Source organism: Pseudomonas arcuscaelestis, from assembly GCF_016881005.1.
GTDB lineage: Bacteria > Pseudomonadota > Gammaproteobacteria > Pseudomonadales > Pseudomonadaceae > Aquipseudomonas > Aquipseudomonas arcuscaelestis.
Window position 1 is genome coordinate 107,770 of sequence record NZ_JACOPV010000009.1, and the last position, 17,275, is coordinate 125,044.

The 17,275-nt window shown below is 55.6% G+C and carries 11 protein-coding genes; all 11 read left to right on the forward strand.

The genetic code is table 11. From position 1 onward, the window contains the following. Nucleotides 1-25: 25 nt before the first annotated feature. The 11 genes from H8F21_RS15515 (at nucleotide 26) to H8F21_RS15565 (ending at nucleotide 17,245) form a co-directional block, all read left to right on the forward strand. Nucleotides 26-1,222, forward strand: coding sequence for a radical SAM protein (locus H8F21_RS15515; RefSeq protein WP_328824493.1), 1,197 nt, complete (start codon nucleotides 26-28; stop codon nucleotides 1,220-1,222). Continuing rightward, the gene (locus H8F21_RS15520; protein WP_203584891.1) at nucleotides 1,222-2,364 is read left to right on the forward strand and encodes a radical SAM/SPASM domain-containing protein; all 1,143 of its coding nucleotides are present in this window, start codon (nucleotides 1,222-1,224) and stop codon (nucleotides 2,362-2,364) included. The genes H8F21_RS15515 and H8F21_RS15520 overlap by 1 nt, the downstream gene beginning before the upstream one ends. A 26-nt stretch (nucleotides 2,365-2,390) precedes the next feature. After that, complete coding sequence (locus tag H8F21_RS15525; RefSeq protein WP_236043071.1) at nucleotides 2,391-3,479, forward strand: radical SAM protein; 1,089 nt, start codon at nucleotides 2,391-2,393, stop codon at nucleotides 3,477-3,479. 621 nt (nucleotides 3,480-4,100) lie between these two features. Then, nucleotides 4,101-5,612 (forward strand): hypothetical protein, encoded by a 1,512-nt coding sequence (locus tag H8F21_RS15530; RefSeq protein WP_203584893.1) that lies wholly within the window; start codon nucleotides 4,101-4,103, stop codon nucleotides 5,610-5,612. A gap of 42 nt (nucleotides 5,613-5,654) precedes the next feature. Next, complete coding sequence (locus H8F21_RS15535; RefSeq protein WP_203584894.1) at nucleotides 5,655-6,710, forward strand: hypothetical protein; 1,056 nt, start codon at nucleotides 5,655-5,657, stop codon at nucleotides 6,708-6,710. A 10-nt stretch (nucleotides 6,711-6,720) separates the two neighbouring features. Further along, entirely contained in the window at nucleotides 6,721-8,436 is a 1,716-nt protein-coding gene (locus H8F21_RS15540; RefSeq protein ID WP_328824494.1) for a radical SAM protein, read from the forward strand. Nucleotides 8,437-8,520: 84 nt separating this feature from the next. Beyond that, a complete protein-coding gene (locus H8F21_RS15545) occupies nucleotides 8,521-10,350 on the forward strand; it encodes a radical SAM protein (protein WP_236043055.1) in 1,830 nt (609 codons plus the stop codon). Next, nucleotides 10,347-13,775: a PEP-utilizing enzyme gene (locus tag H8F21_RS15550; protein ID WP_203584895.1), complete on the forward strand. Its 3,429-nt coding sequence runs from the start codon at nucleotides 10,347-10,349 to the stop codon at nucleotides 13,773-13,775. Before H8F21_RS15545 ends, H8F21_RS15550 begins: the two co-directional genes overlap by 4 nt. Continuing rightward, a complete protein-coding gene (locus tag H8F21_RS15555; protein WP_203584896.1) occupies nucleotides 13,768-15,411 on the forward strand; it encodes a radical SAM protein in 1,644 nt (547 codons plus the stop codon). Before H8F21_RS15550 ends, H8F21_RS15555 begins: the two co-directional genes overlap by 8 nt. Beyond that, the gene (locus H8F21_RS15560; RefSeq protein WP_203584897.1) at nucleotides 15,408-16,604 is read left to right on the forward strand and encodes an SPASM domain-containing protein; all 1,197 of its coding nucleotides are present in this window, start codon (nucleotides 15,408-15,410) and stop codon (nucleotides 16,602-16,604) included. The genes H8F21_RS15555 and H8F21_RS15560 overlap by 4 nt, the downstream gene beginning before the upstream one ends. Next, complete coding sequence (locus H8F21_RS15565) at nucleotides 16,601-17,245, forward strand: 2OG-Fe(II) oxygenase (protein WP_203584898.1); 645 nt, start codon at nucleotides 16,601-16,603, stop codon at nucleotides 17,243-17,245. Before H8F21_RS15560 ends, H8F21_RS15565 begins: the two co-directional genes overlap by 4 nt. Nucleotides 17,246-17,275 lie beyond the last annotated feature (30 nt).

Here is a 17,275-nt window from a genome sequence, read left to right on the forward strand (position 1 = left end):
TCAGCCACAGAAGGTTAACTGATTAGTGCCGTACTCCGTCATCATTGCCAAGCCTACCAAGGACTGCAATGCAGATTGCACCTACTGCTCTGCACCGCCGGACGGCAACCCGGGCTGGACGTTTGGCGATTTCCAGATGATGTTTGATCGTCTGGTAGATTCGTTCACTCCGAACGTGCAGTGGATCTGGCATGGCGGTGAGCCGATGCTGATGAAGCCTGAGTTTTATCGGCAGTGTGCTGAGTACGCTCGGCAACGGCATCCAGGCGTCAAATTCGCCATTCAAACTAATTTACTGGCCTACAAGACTTCACGTTGGAAAGACGTCTTCGAAGATGTATTTGAGGGCCGCATCTCCACCAGTTTTGATCCGTACAAACGCTATCGCACAGTGAAGGGCTCAGCTGAGACCTACGACAGGCTGTTCTGGAAGGCAATGGATGCCGTGATTGGAGATGGCTTTCGTCCTTTGGTGATCGGTGTGTACGACGAGGGAGCTGCCTCATCCGCGTCTGAGATGTACGACAAAGCGAGGTCGTATGGAGTCTATGGGTTCGACATTCGTCTCAACTATGCCTATCCGGCAGGCCGTGTTCGTGACTCTGGAATGCTCATCGAGCCCAGGACCTATGGACAGATGCTGGTTGACCTTTATGACCGGTGGGTAGCCGACCTACCAACATTCAACATTACGCCCCTGGATCAGATGCTCCAGAAGGTCGCTGGATACCGCAGCACTCTGTGCCCTTGGACAAAGTCATGCGGTGGGAAATTCCTGACGATTGATCCTGATGGTTCAGTGTTCAATTGCAGCGAGTTCAGCGACCTCGGTGACGATCGCTACCGCTTCGGCAACATCCTAACGGGAGAGGTCCAGGGGCCGACTCCTATTGAGGTCAAGTTCTACCCTCCGGCAGAGATCGTTTCAGCCTTGTCAGCTTCACCTGCTTCCAGGGAAATCATGAGCCGGCAATTCAAGTTCCCAGTCGACTGCAGGTCGTGTGATCACTTCACCGAATGCGAAGGAGGCTGCGCCAGAGACTCGGTACTGTTCGAGCGTGGAATGGGTGGCAAGTTCGGATATTGCGAGAGTTGGAAAATGGTTTTCACCAGGCTTAAACAATCGGTTGCCAGTGGTGAGGCCGACCGACTACTACTGAAGCTGGGCATCACCCCGGCTGATGCACGAGCCCGGGTCGCGGCCCTGGCCATGGTGTCCTGATGCTTCAGGTCTATCTCAAGCCGACGAACTATTGCAACGTAGGGTGCGACTTTTGCTATCTGCCAGAGGATGTCAGGGCGACAAAAAATAGAATGTCGCCAGAAACCCTTGAGCAATCCCTCCAACTGATCCGCGACCTCGCCGCGCGCGAAGGCCATGAGCGAGTGTCCATCCTGTATCACGGCGGTGAGCCGCTCACCTTGTCATCAGAAACCCTCTTTGAGTTCTCTGACGCAGTGCGGAGCGGACTTAAAGGGCTTGAGATTCAGGAGTCGATCCAGACATCTCTAATCCCACTGCGGCCGAGCCATATGAGCTTTCTCCATGAGCGCTGTGGTTCCTTTGTAGGTTCCTCGATCGACTTTTCCGGGAGAACCATCAATGGCTCAAGCGACCGGTACGTCGATCTCTGGATGGAGAAGGTCAACCTGGCGCGCAGTAATGGGCTTGAAGTCGGACCAGTGATGGTCCCAACCCGCGGCGAGCTGCATAGAGCCCCCGAAATCTATTCATGGTTCAAGGACAATGGCTTTCGGCACTTCAACATTGAGCGCTACAACAGCCAGGGTGGGGATGCGAACCGGCCGGATAATCGTGAGCACGCAAACTTCCTGCGGGAGCTCTTCGATTTATCCATTGCGGATCTGCGAGAAACGGCGACCTGCGTTACTAACAACGCCGTTGGAGCATCGATCGCAGGCGTCATGAGTGCTCAGCCAGGTGAGCGGTGGGGCGGCTCATGTCAGCGAGATTTTCTTGTCATCAACCCAGACGGCTCTCTCAATTCCTGTCCAGATCGCATGGAATACGAATCTGATGCATGGCCTAAAGCGCAAGATGGGATAGACGCGTTTCAGTCCAGCCCGGCCCGGCTTGGTTGGATCAAAGTTCAGTACATCGAGCACATCGAAAACCATTGCCGGAAGTGCGAATTCCGGTCCTGGTGTAAGTCTGGTTGCCCCATCACTGCACACCAGGTGCACACCGGTTCAGGCGAGTGTGCGGGCTACCGATCACACTTGATGCACGTGAAGGATTTCCTGAGCGGTCCTGACGGGCTGCGTCTAGCATCGGCCTACTTGGCGGCCTCCGGCATCTACCGATACGACCCATACACCTACGGCATAGAGCGAATCCAGTGAGTATCGGAGCCCCAGACTTTGACCATATGGTCTACGTCCGCCTAATTGAGGCCTGCAACCTTCACTGCGAGCATTGCTTCATTCCCAATAATCCGAAGCGAATGGAGATGCCCCACATCGAAGCGATACCCGCCAAAGTGCGGACCTTCGCTACCCCGGGCAGTACGATCTTGTTTCAGATGCATGGTGGAGAGCCGACGCTTGTTGGTGTCGAGTTCATGCGTAAGGTAGTGGTCTTTCTGCGGGCTGAGCTACACGACTACAAGGTTGTCTTTTCCCTGCAGACGAACCTGATGAATTTCGATCAGCGATGGGCTGAGCTGTACCGCGAGTTCTTTGATGGTGTTGTCGGCGTGTCATGGGACCCAGTTATTCGCCGCACTCGCTCAAACAAGACTGACCCAAACCTGGATTTTGAAGAAAGGTTCTGGAGCAATCTCCAGGCGCTACAGGCTGAGGGCCTTGAGCCCTATATTGTGATTACAGCCACCAGGATTTTGATGGAGCAGTTCAGGAACCCAGCGGATCTGATTGAGTTCCTTCGTGCGAAGGGTATTCGCCATGTCCATTTTGAGCGGCTAACTCGCACAGGGTATGCCATCAATAACTGGGATCGGATTGGGGTTACCAACCGGCAATACAGTCTCTGGATTGCACGATTCGCGATGGCGTATTCACAATATGTCGCCACTCCTCGCGACCACTTTCAGGACCTTCACATATCACCACTAGACGGTCTTCTGGAAAGTGTCAGGCGCCTCCGCCGTGGCGAGCGTGGCGGGTATGGTTGCCTCTCCGGCGCTTGCGATACCCGCTTTCACACGTTCGATGATGGTGGGTACTACAAGGCCTGCACTGCTCTGACCTCGGAATCTAACAACCGCAATGCGGTTGGTGTTTCAGTTGCACAGCCTGGCCATCTCACCGAGATGAGAGAGGAGCGGCAGCAGGACTGCCTAACGTGCCAGTTCAAGCCGATCTGCAGCTCTGGCTGCATGGCTACTCCAAAGACTGATGAAAGCGGAGAGTGTGCCGGCGGGTACACGGCTTTCAAGCTTATCAGCCAGCAAATGGCCTTATCGGATCAGCCGTCGCTCATCGCAATAGCCGGTTAGCCGAGGCCACAGATCACAGAATTTCGCGACGCCATTTTGGTTTCGCCTTTTTGCAACGTCTATGTACTATCACGCTGTACATCCGTTTGCCTCGCGTTTGGCGTTGCAGCGGCACCAGCGTACTCAGTCAAGTGATCGGCCGAGGTGGTGAGGTATTGCTACATCCAAGACCTGCGTTTCGGCAATGGGTGAGTAGTCGGTTCCCTGTGGGCCGCGTTGAACATCTGGAGAGAAGGCAAAAATGATCAAATTCACACCCAATCGGGTGCTAGCTGCTATGGCTGTGAGCGCTATAGCAATTTCAGCGTTCCACAACGTTGACACCAGATTCACAGTCAACGAGTCCCAGGCAGAGCTGGAGAATGATCCTCAAGTTGCGAAAATGCGCCAACTGCTTGAGATGAACCCGATTAAGCCGATGGTTGAGCGGCACGCGGATACCCTGAATAGCGTTGTGCAGTACGATGCTGTACCACGTATCAACAATATGCTCTTGGCGGCCACAGCGACTGCTAAGGACATGGACTCGACGAATGTCGGTGACTGGGGTTACTGTCATAGTGCCTGTCACGGTGCTTGCCATGGTGCTTGTCATGGTGCGCGAGGCTGGCGCTAACCCTTATGAAGAAACTTCTTTCCGTCCTCAAGCGGTTCTTCGGGACCGAATCCAATCACTCCCCTAGCGCGGAGCTTGTTGATACTGCGTCTGACACCCAGCCGTGCCCGGTCGAGAGAGCTCCATTTTCCGCACCAGCCGATCAAGACGACGAGTCGATCCCCGCAGAGTACCGATTCACGTATGTTTTCAATAAGCGAGTATCGGAGCTAAGGGCTGAGTTCACTGAGCTGCATCGTCGGATCTCGGAGGAGGGCGGTGAGAAACCTCAGCGGAACGTGGCCTACCAGGCGGTCATCTGCGATGAGCAACTGAACCAGGTCCCTTTGGACGCCCGTTCCATCGGGCTCCTTCTGCAAGCGGCGGACAACGACCCTTCAAGACCAAGCGAGTGCTTTGAGTTCAGCCTGATTCTCGCCACGGGCACAGTCACGGTCGGCACTATTGATGTCCCGTACGATACGACCGTTGATGCTCAGGAAGTGATCTTCTTGGCAGAGTCGGCCGGTTACGGCATTAACCTGTTACCCCCGGCTAACGCCACGGTTGTCGATGATCAAATTGAGGCCTACTGCAAACTGATCCGTGAATACGGCAGCATTTCCCTGCGAAGCGCGAACAGCAACATCCGTGTTTCTCCAATCGATGGTTACATGGAATATCTGCTGTATGCAGAGTTGGGCTACAAGCCAGCGGTTATTTCTACCGATGACTTGATGAACCTGCTCTATACAGAGGCTATGTCCGAGCCTGTCATGGATCATGTGAAGGCCTGCATCGAGGAGGTGGTATACGAAGTCCTCGGTCCAGACTTCAAGAAGGTCTTGCTTGAGCAAACCGTTAAAGCATTGCACCTGAAGAATCTACAGTTCATGGAAGCCCGTGCAAACATTCTGGAAGCCGAGCTGGACACACGAACTCCGTTTCCGAACATGATCCGTATCCTTGCCCATGTGACCGGGCTCCGCCCGGCAGATGCCGCAGGTCTATTGTTCGAGCTGAAAAACTCCATTCACACGGTTCTCGACAAATACCTTCCGCCAGACCCTTTACCAGAGCCGGCCGAGCCAGATCCAGATGCAGCAGCGGAAGAGGGCGCTGACACCAAGGGTTCTGAGACCGTCCAGCAGGTTGATCCGTCAGCTTCTGGAGACAGCTCTCACGGAAAGCGTGTGCGCCGGCCCAACTCCCAACAGGCAGCGCTGGCGAAGGCTCTTTGTCTCATGGCCAGTTCCGTCGCAGGTGGCCCAGAAGCACTAAAGGCAGTTTGGGCCTCGATCGAGGATGCTACTCAACTCAATGAGCGAATTAATCTTGATCGGGAAACTACCCAGCCGAGTCCTGCTGCGGTCAGAGTTGCTGAAGCAGTGGGTGTAGCGCCTAAGGTTGCTGCCCTGGCTGCGGGAGAGATGGCAACACTTGCAGAGGTAATCCTTGAAGCAGGCGGGGCGATTGAGCCGCCGCCGCCGCCGCCACCCAAGCCCATTCCTCCGAGTGGTTTGATAGCCGTCGGCTAAGCGCATGCTGGCAGTTCCGGCTGTCAGCACCATGGGGCATCTATGCGATCTGAGGCTGTAGGCTTCATCAATGTGACCCGGCAGTGCAACGTCGACTGTAAACGGTGCTACCTCACCGAGGAGCACCGGGCAGCGAAGGAGAGACTGCCAGTATCGATCCTTGAGAGATTCCTGGACTCCTCGTTTTGGCTTGAGCGGGATTGCACGCTGATCTGGGAAGGGGGTGAGCCTTCTGTTATTGGCTCACAGGCAATGCAATTACTCATCGATACAGCCCGGAGGGCCCTGCCGCGCGCCAGGCAGACGATGGTGACCAACTGCTTCTCGGTGCCAGACTGGTTGGTCTCAATGGTTCGGCGCGAATTCGATGGCCTTGTTGAAACCACCTACGCCCTGGGAAACAAGTTCAACTTGGCCGGATCGGAGACTGCTTACCAGGAGAGGTTTCTGGCCGGCCTTAACAAATTCTGGATCGAGGGCATCCCCTGCGTCGTGAACGTCGAACTAAATGCAGAGACTGTTCGAAGGGGGCCCGATGTCCTGGCCGATGTCATGCTGCAGAGCCAATGCAAGGTCTGGGAGTTCGACATTTCCGTCGACTTCGCTAGGTTTCTACGCTCACCCATTTACCATCCGGCCAGCACCCCCGCACTACCGTTAACAGTTCCCTATCAACAAGCGTGGGCCTTCCTCTCCGAACTGAGGGATCGTCTTTACCCACGGCTTCATGCATCTGGGATTCGGATTGGTGTGTTTGAGCAGAGCATCGCTGCTGCCAACATGCAGTTCAACGTGCTATCCGAGGACCGGTTCTTGACATTAAATCCAGACGGGACGGTCACCACGAACCCACTCTACTCCGACCTGGTGGAGACCTTTCTCGGCAATCTATGTGTAAGCGACTTGAACGAGATGATTACATCTCGCAATCGCCTTAGTCGTGTGGCGTACGAGCGCAAGCGTGTGAGAGCTTGCCGGGAATGCCAGCACGTTAGCTATTGCGGTGGAGGACCTGCTCACGTACCTGTCTTTGACGGATCAGGAGAATGCGCCGGTGGTCTAAGCCTGTGGGACTCTTTGAGGTTGAAAAGTGCATAAAGCTTCACGTGTGAACCAAGCCAACATCAGCATCACAGCAACCCGTTGGTGTAACAGGCGTTGCACGCACTGTTACATCGACCCTGCCGAGCTTGCTAATCCGACTCAGATGGACGAGACGGTGTTCCGATCCGTCTTCGACAGCGTAGCCTCGTTGGTTGCACTGGACACCGGCCTCGAGGAAGTGGAGTGGGAACTGATAGGAGGGGAGATCACCAAGCTGCCGGTCGAGTACTGGGAGCGGAACCTGCCATATGCTCTGACACGATGCCGTGAGTTCAACACTGGCTTCAAGACGCCAGGTTCAATCAACGTACTCACCAATCTAATTTTCGCGAATGACAAGCACCGCGGTGACTATGTCGACTTGTTCAACAAGTATGGTGACTGGCCCGAGATGGCCATCTATACGTCCTGGGAGCCTGACACTAACCGATTCGGTAAGAACCTGAAGCTGATGGGGCCTTGGGCCGAAACGGTAAGGTCGATCAAAGCCAAGCAAAAGATCCTTGATGTCATCCTGACGAAGACCACCGTCGCGATGGGCCCGGACTACTTGCTAGAGACTTTCCTTCCGCTGGGGATCACTGACTTCAGCATCAAGATGATCAGCCCGTATGGGTCCGGGAGAACATTCTGGCAGCCCAACATGGTTGCCTTTAAGGAGATGAGTGACTACCTGTGTCGGCTATTCGACATAGCGCCGCCAGGAATCACATTCACACCGGCGGATGAAATGTCAGGTGCGGTGTTTCGCGGGACCAGTTATCAGTGCATCGGCAACTTCCGCTACGACCTTGCAGTAGAGCCCGACGGCCTCACGACCTTTAATGCCAATCAGACAACCGGGGAGGCAGCGCTCGGCGACCGCAAAATCTACGTTGGTGACAGCGACTGGGCCTACCGAGTACTTGCGGACAATACCCAGGAGCTGGACAACAAGCTCTCCAGGTACCACAGCTATTGCTTTCAGTGTGAGTTCCACTCGGCCTGTGCCGGCGGCTGGTATCACTATCGGATTGCTGAGCCGGCCGACGTACGTGCATGGGATAGTGATGATTGTCCAGGCTACAAGCAGTTGTGGAGAAAGGTTAAGGCTCGGCACGGCTCCTTTGATCCTGTGCAGGCGCGACACAACGCAGAGATGAAGGCATTGGTGTCGTTGGCCAAGGCAGACAGCCATGCTATTACCAACCACCACGAACCTGCTGAGGACGGCCCGGCATTCGCCGAGTGGCTGAAGGAGACTCAGGGTGGTTTGGTTGAAGTGACAGCACACGGTGCCTTCGACAAGCCTTTGATACAGCGCCTTTGGGCCTATCAGGCCGTGGGGGCTTTCACTTCACTCTCCAGCCAAACGGTATTGTCGCTGAGTGTGGAGGAGCAACGAGTGCTTGTAGAGCACCTGGTTTATCAGGACCTGCCCTCTGTATCAGTTGACCCCCAGGCCATATGGGCTTGGGTTGATGCTAGCCGCGGCGATCCACTTGCAGACCTCATGGCCAGGGCTGAGGTCGATCTTCACTCTACCAGCCTGACCCATACCGATATTTTGGTGGCGGGCCACAACACAGAGCTTGTACGTTGGGTCTTGCGCCACTGCCGGCGCTCAGCAGTTCAAATTGATGAAGCTGCAGCTCATCCCGTCGTTGGACAGCTTTCCCGTCATATCGAGCTTGAGGCCCGCGCCCGGGGACGATTTGAGCTAAGGCGAGCGGGTAGGTAACCCCGAAGATGAAAGCTGCATCGATGTCGCAGTTTTTTTTTGCAAACCCCTAAAAATGGGGCAGTAGCTTTCCACTATTAGGGTATGAATATTCATCCCTACGCCCTTCCGCGCAATCGCTCAATTGAGATGATGTCGACCACTATCTCGACGAACCTCAATTGCAACCTGTCGTGCAAGCACTGCTACATCCAGCCTGAGTTGCTGCGCAGGAAGGAGTACATCGACGAAGCCACCTTCAGGCGTGCTGTGGAGGTCATCATTGAGGCCTTTCATCTAGACCGGTCGGTGACCTACCTGCACCTGGATGTGCTAGGCGGGGAGGCCACCCTCATGCCATTTGAGTTCTGGCAGCGCAACCTTCCGTGGGTCTTGGGTCAAGTTGACGAGCTGAACCGGGTAGGTATCCAAACCGAGTTCACCTTTTGCTCGAATCTGATGTGGAAGGACGATCGGTATCTCGATCTTCTGCGTGAGTTCAAGGGGCACCCGGCGATGGATATAGCGATTCCATTCGAAGGCCCAGAAAGCGGGCGGTTCGGTAGGGGAATGGCAATCTTGCCTAAGTACCTGAAGCGCATTGAGGCGCTGGGTGACTGCAACATGCTAAATCTGGTGTTGGTGATGGGGCAGGGCTTAATCGACCTTGGCCCCCAGTACATCATCGATACGTTCGTGAAGCGCGGTGTGACCGATGCCACTTGCGACATGATTTTTCCATGGGGATCTGGCAAGGCTTACTTTGACAGGGCTCAGCCACAATACCGGGATGTGGCGGATTACATCGCAACACTTGCCCAGCTTGGGAAACCGTACGGACTGACTGTCGACCACCTCGACGACATGAAGAAGTCTTTACGCACACTCTCGCGCTCTCAGAACACCCTCAACGACGCGTACGAGTTCCACTGGGATCAACGTGGGGAACTGTCGCTGAATCCCAATCAGACCGGCACTGAGGCCGTTAAGCCATACATCAACCTGAATGCGCATGATGCGAACGCCGCACTAAAGATCGTATGGGGTAACAACAGCGAGCTCGACAACAAGCTGAGCTATGAGCACGATTTCTGTCGCGACTGTCGATATCTTCAGGCATGCAATTCGGGTTGGTACCCCCATAAGGCTTTAGCGCCCGAAACTGTTCAATCGTTCATGGTGTCACCTGAGGGTGAATTCAGTTGCCCGGGGTTCTACCAACTGTGGGAAGCCCAGGCTGCAGATAACTTCGATGAGATCGGGGTAAGCCGGTATGCGAACGTCCGTCGCATAAAGCGTGCACAGGCGCGCAAGCTGGCGGTCTTGGATCACTCCGAGCCGCTGCGAGAATCTGACTTCATCTGTGACTATGAAGGCTACTTCGAAGCAGTCAAAACTACGACCCGAGTGCTGCTTGAACCAGGCCTGCTTTTCGGATGCACACCGCGCCAGCGGTTGTGGTTCTACGACCGTCTTCAGAAACAGGTGCTTTTACCCCATGGCTCGTTCGCGGGCTTCGAAGAGCGCCATTCGATACTGGCTCACTCTCTTGCCGGCAACTATCACACCCTCGCATTCAGCGATGAGCTTGTGTGGAGTGCTTTGAGAGAGGCACCCACCACACCGCTTGCTCGGTATGTCATTGAAGCGCTAGCCCTTACTGCCTGGCGGGATGTGCCTATCTCAGTAACGAGTGGCTATACCAAGCTGAAATCCGGGCTCGAGGTCTCGCTCAAGTTTGAGGACCTGATCATGTGGGCCCTTTTCCGTCAGCCGCCGGCCGATATCCAGGCTGTGGCCGATGCCGTGCGCCCGGGGGCCTTAACTGAGCAATCAGCCGAGTATCTTCGCCGGATCACTCCGGTCTCAAGAACCATCGGTGGGCGTGAGCCTGCAATCTCCCATATTGCCCCCCTGCATGAGGCTTTGTCATGAGTCGGCTTTGGCTGTTCCTACTTGTGCTGGTGGCGGTCCAAGCCCAAGCATTTCCGGTGGTACTTGCTGGCGCTGGGACCTTGGTTTTCGGCTCTGCATTTGTGCCACTACTCGCTGTTGCCTTGGCCCTGTTTCTTGGAGTGAAGCTTTGGCGATTGCCCAGGGCCGCATTAGTGGCAAGTGCTCTTGCCGGGTTCGCGGCCTTCGCTCTGGTTTCGGTCAAGTGGTCTGAGTCGAATCGTGAAGAGATCCTTGCTACCACTCAGAGCCTTGGCGCGCCCGCCGAGCGCACAACCGACATCCCATACCCATATGTCAGTGATGCTGACCAAGCGATTTCAACCAGCCGTATGGCACCGGCTGACTTCTATGGATTGATTGGCAAGCGTTCAATACGTGTCATTCGGGTCGATTTTGGGGCTCAACTGTTCACCGACTTTGGCTTTGGTGCGACAGCTTCTCAAATTCACGACAATCCGGCCCCTATCGTCGAGCTGGCAAAGCGCCCGGGGCAGGGGGTTGTCCTCGTTGACGAGCGCGGTACGACCGCAGCAGCAATTGCCGATGCTCTAAATGCCCAGTTCGGCACGCAAATTCGCTTCTTGCAGGGCGGAGCTAACGCATTGAGCAACTACGCCTGGGAGCACCTGGATAGGACTGGTGACCCGCGCGCTGTTCTGCCATCAGAAATCCCTGCATTCAAAGCCTCCAGAGCGCCGGTCATCCTGAGCACAACCAATCCTGATGAATTCCTCGATTATGGATGGATTCATGGACTGACTCTGTCATTGCCGGTGTTTTTGTCTGGAGCGGATTCGATTGCTGCGCAGCTTCAAGGCAAGACTGTGCTCATTACCGCCGCTGAGAGTCATTTTTCCGGTGACACATGGATATTGCTAGACATGCTTAGGGCGCGGGGAATTGATCCGTACTTCATGCAGCCCACCCGCGATGAGTTGTTGGAAAAGCCGGCATACTTCAAGCCCTATAAGAACGCAGACCGGTACATCGGAGCTGATCAGACATTCACCTACGTTGTGGGCAACCCATCAGTACAGTTCCTCGACTTTCAGCCCTCAGCGGACTGGGCGAGGACGAAAAATCGGCTTCCACGCACCGTCCACATAGACATGGAGTTAGTGGCCAAAGGTGGTCTGGATAAAGCACTGTCAAAGCTGGACAAGACTGGCGCGTATGTGGGGTTGGCCTACGATCGGAGGACCTTCTACCACTCAATCCTCGCAGGTGAATTGCTTACCTCTTCAGGCGTTAAATGGCTTGGTACCAATACCCAGCCGGGGCTCTTCAATCGTGCTGTTCTAGTGGATCAGGATCTAATTGATCCCGCCGCTACGGTGCAGGCACGACTGCAGCAATCGGCAGTGAGTGCCCTGGGTGGCGTCTATAGTGCCTTTCCTGGGTCCGCGGCATGGGTGCTTTGCATTAACTTCGCCGTGTGCTTCGTAGGCGCATTGCTGGCGATGCAATGCCGCAACTTCGCTGGCCGAATCTTCGTTCTCACTGCCTTTGCACTTGTTACCTACGGACTCTGGATTGCTTACCTCGAAACGACGGTTGTATGGGTCAGCGAAGACTTCATCTCCATCACGCAGATCATGGGTGCCATCCTGGGCTGGTGGATAGTTCGCTTTCATCGTAGAAGTCACCGGTTTGGCAGACAGTCCGAAATCAGTGTGCTCCCCGCCAAGATCGATTTGCTTGAGCGAGCAGCCAGCTTGGGGCATCGGGTTGAGAAGGGGTTTGTCGTCACGTCCGAACAAGTTGGCCTGCTACCAAGCTGGGTGGTAGCAGGGCCGGTTATCGTCAGGTCTGCCGCACTCTCCGAAAGCTCATCAGCCCATACAGTTGGAATTTACGAGTCCATTAGTGCTGTCGGAGAGCAGGCTGTTCGTTTGGCTATTGCTAACGTGCGACTCCAGATCGCTGAAGCAGGGGAAACCCCTTTCTGTCTGATCCAGCCGCTACTCACGCATCAGGTGTTCGGGGTGGCTATGTTCGGTACCGCATCGGATGGCCATTTGTTCATATGCGAAGCAGGCATGGGTGGCGCTGCAACAGGCGGTACCGGTTGCACGGAGAGGGTGGCCGTACCTCTTTGGCGGACTGCAGGGTTGTCCAATACGACCCGGAAGGTTCGGCGGGCACTGATCAATCTAAATCGTGACCTGGGGGCGACCACCATTGAGTGGGCAATGTGCGCAAGAGGGAAGCTGACAATCCTGCAGGTGAGCACAGATACATTGCGTCGGCCCGCTTTGGAAAGGCTGTTGAAGCACACTGGTACCGGGCGGCAGGCCTTCCACCGCTATCAGTGCCTCCCACTTGAGCATCGCTCGGCCGTAGGCGCGGCGGTTGTTGCGACCATGGCGGCACCAGGCGACCAATACTCTTTGGGTGGCTTGCGCGTTGCCCGTTCCCGTTCATTCGTTGCTGCCCGTTCGCTGCAACTGGTGGACATCGTGACTGTGCTGGGTAGTCTTCCCCGTACAGCATTCTCGCGCGTACCAGGCCAGCTCCTGCTTGAGGCATTTGAGTCAGCTGACCGGACTCGCGATGACCTACGGCGCACAGTACAAATCGCTTTATCGGCACCAGAAAAGGCACTTGCACAGGCGATTGCCAGTGAATTGGCCCAGGTTTCCAAGCTTTATGGCCGGTTTGGGCGCATTGCTACTACAGCCCTTGAACTCAAGATCGAATCCCCGGTACCGGGATTTAAGCGACAACTCATCTCCACCGTTATCGGTAGCGAGCTGAGTCAACTTCATCCAGCAGCTGCAGCAGAGAGCATATCCGCCGTAGGTTATGCCGCGGTGACCTGTTTCTCGCCAGGTCAGGATCCCAGCATCGACCCAGAATTGGTTTCGCCCGTTATACAAGAGGTGGATTCCCCCCTTGCTTGGATAAAGGACAAATGCGCGGTAATGATGATGATTGAGCTGGGACGACTACGTCCGGCCATTAATGAGCTGTGCCAGCGTGGTGCGGGGGAAAGCTTGCTGTCCCTTCTGCCGGCCTACCTGGGAGAACTTCCTGCGGGCTTCGATGTGGCAGGGGGACCGCGGTCGGTGCGCGAGTTGCTTGATGGAGCTTGCTCCGCAAGCCGTCAGGCTCCTAGCGTTTTCGCTTGGGGCGTTCCTCGCCGAGGACTTGAACTCACCCTTAACTCGCCAGACAACTACACGCCGGGTTCCGCGGTATACCTCGAGACGACCGACATGAGCCAGTTGGCGCTTGTGCAAGGTGCCGGCGCACTACTCGTGCGGTCGGGTTCATCCTTGTCCCACCTTCTCCAGCATGCGCGCCGGCTCAACGTCCCGTATGTAGTGGGTGTCAATGATGTGGCGGATCTCATAGGCGGACCTGTTCGAATTCAAGAGACTGGCGAGGTGCTCCGTGCATAACGCCCTGGACATGCTGAACGTATGCATAGCCCCGACGAGGCTCTGCAATCTGAGCTGCACCCACTGTTATGTCGATCCGGACTTGCTGCGTGACAAAAGCATGATGGATGAACGCACCTACCGGGTGACCTACCAAAGGATCGACGAGCTGTTCCGTCGCGACAAGAAGGTCACCAAGATCAACGTGGAGTTGCTCGGTGGAGAGTTGACCATGATGCCTCTCGAGTTCTGGGAGCGGAATCTGCCATGGACACTCAAGACCATGCGGACGTGGGAGGCACTTTACGACGCTGAGGCTTCACTGATTTGGTGCACAAACCTCATCTTCAAAGACCCGGGCTACGTCGACCTGTTAAATACGGTGGGTGAAGAGTTCGGGCATGGAATAGATATCTTTGTCCCGTGGGAGCCGGATACCAACAGGTTTCTGAAGAACGACAAGCTGCTGCCTCGATACTTCAAGACACTTGAATCGATCACCGGCATAAAGCGGAAAACCCTGTGCATCACCATGAGCCGCGGCGTGATCGATCGGGGCGCGCAGTTCATTGTCGACGAGTTCGTGAGCCGCGGCATTACAGACATCAGTTGCGACATGCTCTACCCAGCCGGCAGTGGTAAGGCCTATTTTCTGAAGACCTGCACGTATGGCGATGTGTCTGACTACCTACTGGAGCTTAATGCCCTGGTACCTAAGGGTGTGACCATCAGTCCGCTTGTAGAGATGCGGACAGCTGCGCGCGCCGGCCAGCATTTCCATTACCCGGGCAATGACACCTACGACATCGAGGTGGAGCCTAACGGGGAGGTAACCTTCAACTCGAGCTACACAGGGGCTGAGTCGATCTTCCCGACGCAGGTTCTTTCTGTGCACGACCCGCGCTTCGCAGAGAAAGCGATTTTCAATAACACCCCGGAATACGTGTTGCGACATCGCATGCCTTATGGCGGCTGTGCGACTTGTACCTACGCATTGACCTGCGCGGGTGGGTGGGCCTGGCATAAACAGCTCGACCAGAACATGTCATCGCTGATCGCAGCCGGCGACTGCGCGGGCCTGAAACGCGTATGGGAGTATGCGGATGAAACCACACCAGGTGTGCTTGACCGAACGAGTTATCTGAATCGAACCCATGCAAGGGGCCGGCAGGGGGGGATGCTTAAACGCCAGGCCAAGTCTGCGATCGCACAAGGAAAGGACGTCCCTCTGATCGAGGACAGCGTGGCGGGCAACTACGAAGGTTTCTTCAACGAATTCGACCGAGTGCGACTGGTTGCCATGAAGCCGGGGCCGCTATTCGCTAAGAGCTGGGTCGAACGTCTCTTTTTCTATGATGCCATCGGTGCACAGGTTGACGACTACACCGGCTGGTACGCAGAAGCCGGTGACGAGGGGGGGGAAGAGCTCTTCCGCCACATCGTCTATGGGAACTTCCAGTTCCTGGCATTCGATCCAATTGCAGTACTTGATGAAATCCTCTACAGGTCGGAATGGGAACTGTCAAAGCTGGTTACCCTGACAATTCAGGACCTCACTCAGGGGCGTACGCTGGCGGCCTCCAGCATAGGCGGGAGCCATGAAGAGCTGATCGCCTTCTGTGTCAGGGTCGTTGAAGCGCGGGAGAAGGCGGCATGAACATTGCGCCTCTCACCCTCCACATCAGGCTGACAAAGGCATGCAACGCTGACTGCGGCTATTGCAGTAGCTGGCAGGAATCCCAGTCGACTCGTATGTCGCCAGAGGACTTCAAGCGTTCAATTGACTTTGTGTTCGATGAGGGATTTCAACGGCTAGGTATCTCTCCCACGCACATTACTGCCCAGTACATTGGTGGAGAGATCCTTACGGTTCCACATGCCGATCTGCTGGAGTCTGTTTCGTATCTACGCGACAAAGCGGCCAAGTACGGTATCGCTTTCGTTGATGGTGTACAGAGCAACCTGATTGGCTCACCTGCCCGTGCTAAGAGGCTCTACGACCTGTTTGAGGGGCGCCTCGGTACTTCTGTCGATGACATGAGCGATGTCAGGACAGTAAACGGCTCTGCCGAGAAGTACAGGCTCATCTGGCGGGAGGCTGACACCTCGTTGCGTCGTGAGAGGAGTGTGCCGGGCGCTGTCTATGTGCTCGATCAAGCAGGCCTCTCGGGCGTGGACAGGCAAATGATGCTGTGCGCTCGCGATCAACGAATGCTTACCCTTCGCCCTCTCTTTCAGGGCGGGACGCCTGGCCAGGTCCTGCAGGGCTCAGAAGCAACCCGTGACGCATTCGTAACAGGCTTCAAGCAATGGTTTATGCGCCTTCCAATTATCGTTGAGCCGTACTTTTACCTAACCCAAGCTCGGCTACGAACTCTCAGTGGATCGAAGCAGCTCGCCGGCGCGGGCTGCGCGTTCCAGGCTGACTGTACTAAGCGTTCCCTGTCGGTCGAGCCGAATGGCGACCTCTATGTCTGTCAGGACATGGCAGACGGAGGAATAGGTAAGTTGGGTAACTCCCTCAACGGTCAATGGGATGCCGGCATGGTGGCAATGTTGAGTGAGCGGCCCGGCCGCCTCGACGATTCCTGCCGTTCTTGCCCATACATTGCTGAATGCCAAGGTGGTTGTATGTTTGAAGCGGCAGCCCAGGGGCGCGGCATGTATGGAAAAAGCCAGCACTGCACCAGTTGGATGACGCTATTCGCTCTCATCGATGCAGGGGTAGCTGAGCACGGACTTCAAGACGTTTCAGGGTGGTTGCACCGAATCGAAACTCGCCACGCTAATACCAAATCGGCCGGTCTCGATCGGGCCAAAACAGCCGCAATGTGGGAGGCGGAATTTTGAACGACCTGAATTCGATTTACAGGGATGGCTTCGCTGTAAGCTCTATTCCCAATGACCTTGCAGATGCTTTTTTGCGTCATGCCAAAGCCGACGTGTTTCATCCGGATAAGCCAGGTAGCCCAGATGTTGTTGCTTGGGAGGAAGACGACCCATCCAAAAGCTTCACGGTTCCCCTGCATTACCTGGGGCCGATGGAGCTCATAGGGCTTGGGAAAGAGACTGAGCACTTCAGGGCCCACATGGGGGACTGGAGTCGAACCAACGTGATGCTTCAGCGAGGTAAGCGCGGCGACTCCATGGGGTGGCATCACGATGCGTACGACCCGATGCACATAGTCGTCATCATCTATTTGTCCGATGAAATCTGGACGCCTGAAGACGGTGGGCAGCTTCTGCTCGGGGAGGGCGACATCAACAGCATGGGGCAACTGGTTGATGAGTCACGTGTGACCGTCAAGGAAGCCGTATCTCCAAATCACGGTACTGCAGTTTGGTTGATCAATACAAACCCCCGGTGGGTTCATAGCGTGTCCGAAATACTTTGTGATAAGGCCCGCTACACGCTGATAGGCCAATTCGGCTATCGAGAAAACGTAATGCGCGCCAACCCGCGCAAGAGATATGGGAACGATTGGCGTTGACTAGTGCCCACCTACCGCTCAGGCGGCTAC

Coding starts and splice junctions, on each gene's coding strand:
- H8F21_RS15525 (WP_236043071.1), top strand. CDS start 2,391: ATGGTCTACGTCCGCCTAATTGAGGCCTGCAACCTTCACTGCGAGCAT.
- H8F21_RS15520 (WP_203584891.1), top strand. CDS start 1,222: ATGCTTCAGGTCTATCTCAAGCCGACGAACTATTGCAACGTAGGGTGC.
- H8F21_RS15545 (WP_236043055.1), top strand. CDS start 8,521: ATGAATATTCATCCCTACGCCCTTCCGCGCAATCGCTCAATTGAGATG.
- H8F21_RS15550 (WP_203584895.1), top strand. CDS start 10,347: ATGAGTCGGCTTTGGCTGTTCCTACTTGTGCTGGTGGCGGTCCAAGCC.
- H8F21_RS15530 (WP_203584893.1), top strand. CDS start 4,101: ATGAAGAAACTTCTTTCCGTCCTCAAGCGGTTCTTCGGGACCGAATCC.
- H8F21_RS15535 (WP_203584894.1), top strand. CDS start 5,655: ATGCGATCTGAGGCTGTAGGCTTCATCAATGTGACCCGGCAGTGCAAC.
- H8F21_RS15560 (WP_203584897.1), top strand. CDS start 15,408: ATGAACATTGCGCCTCTCACCCTCCACATCAGGCTGACAAAGGCATGC.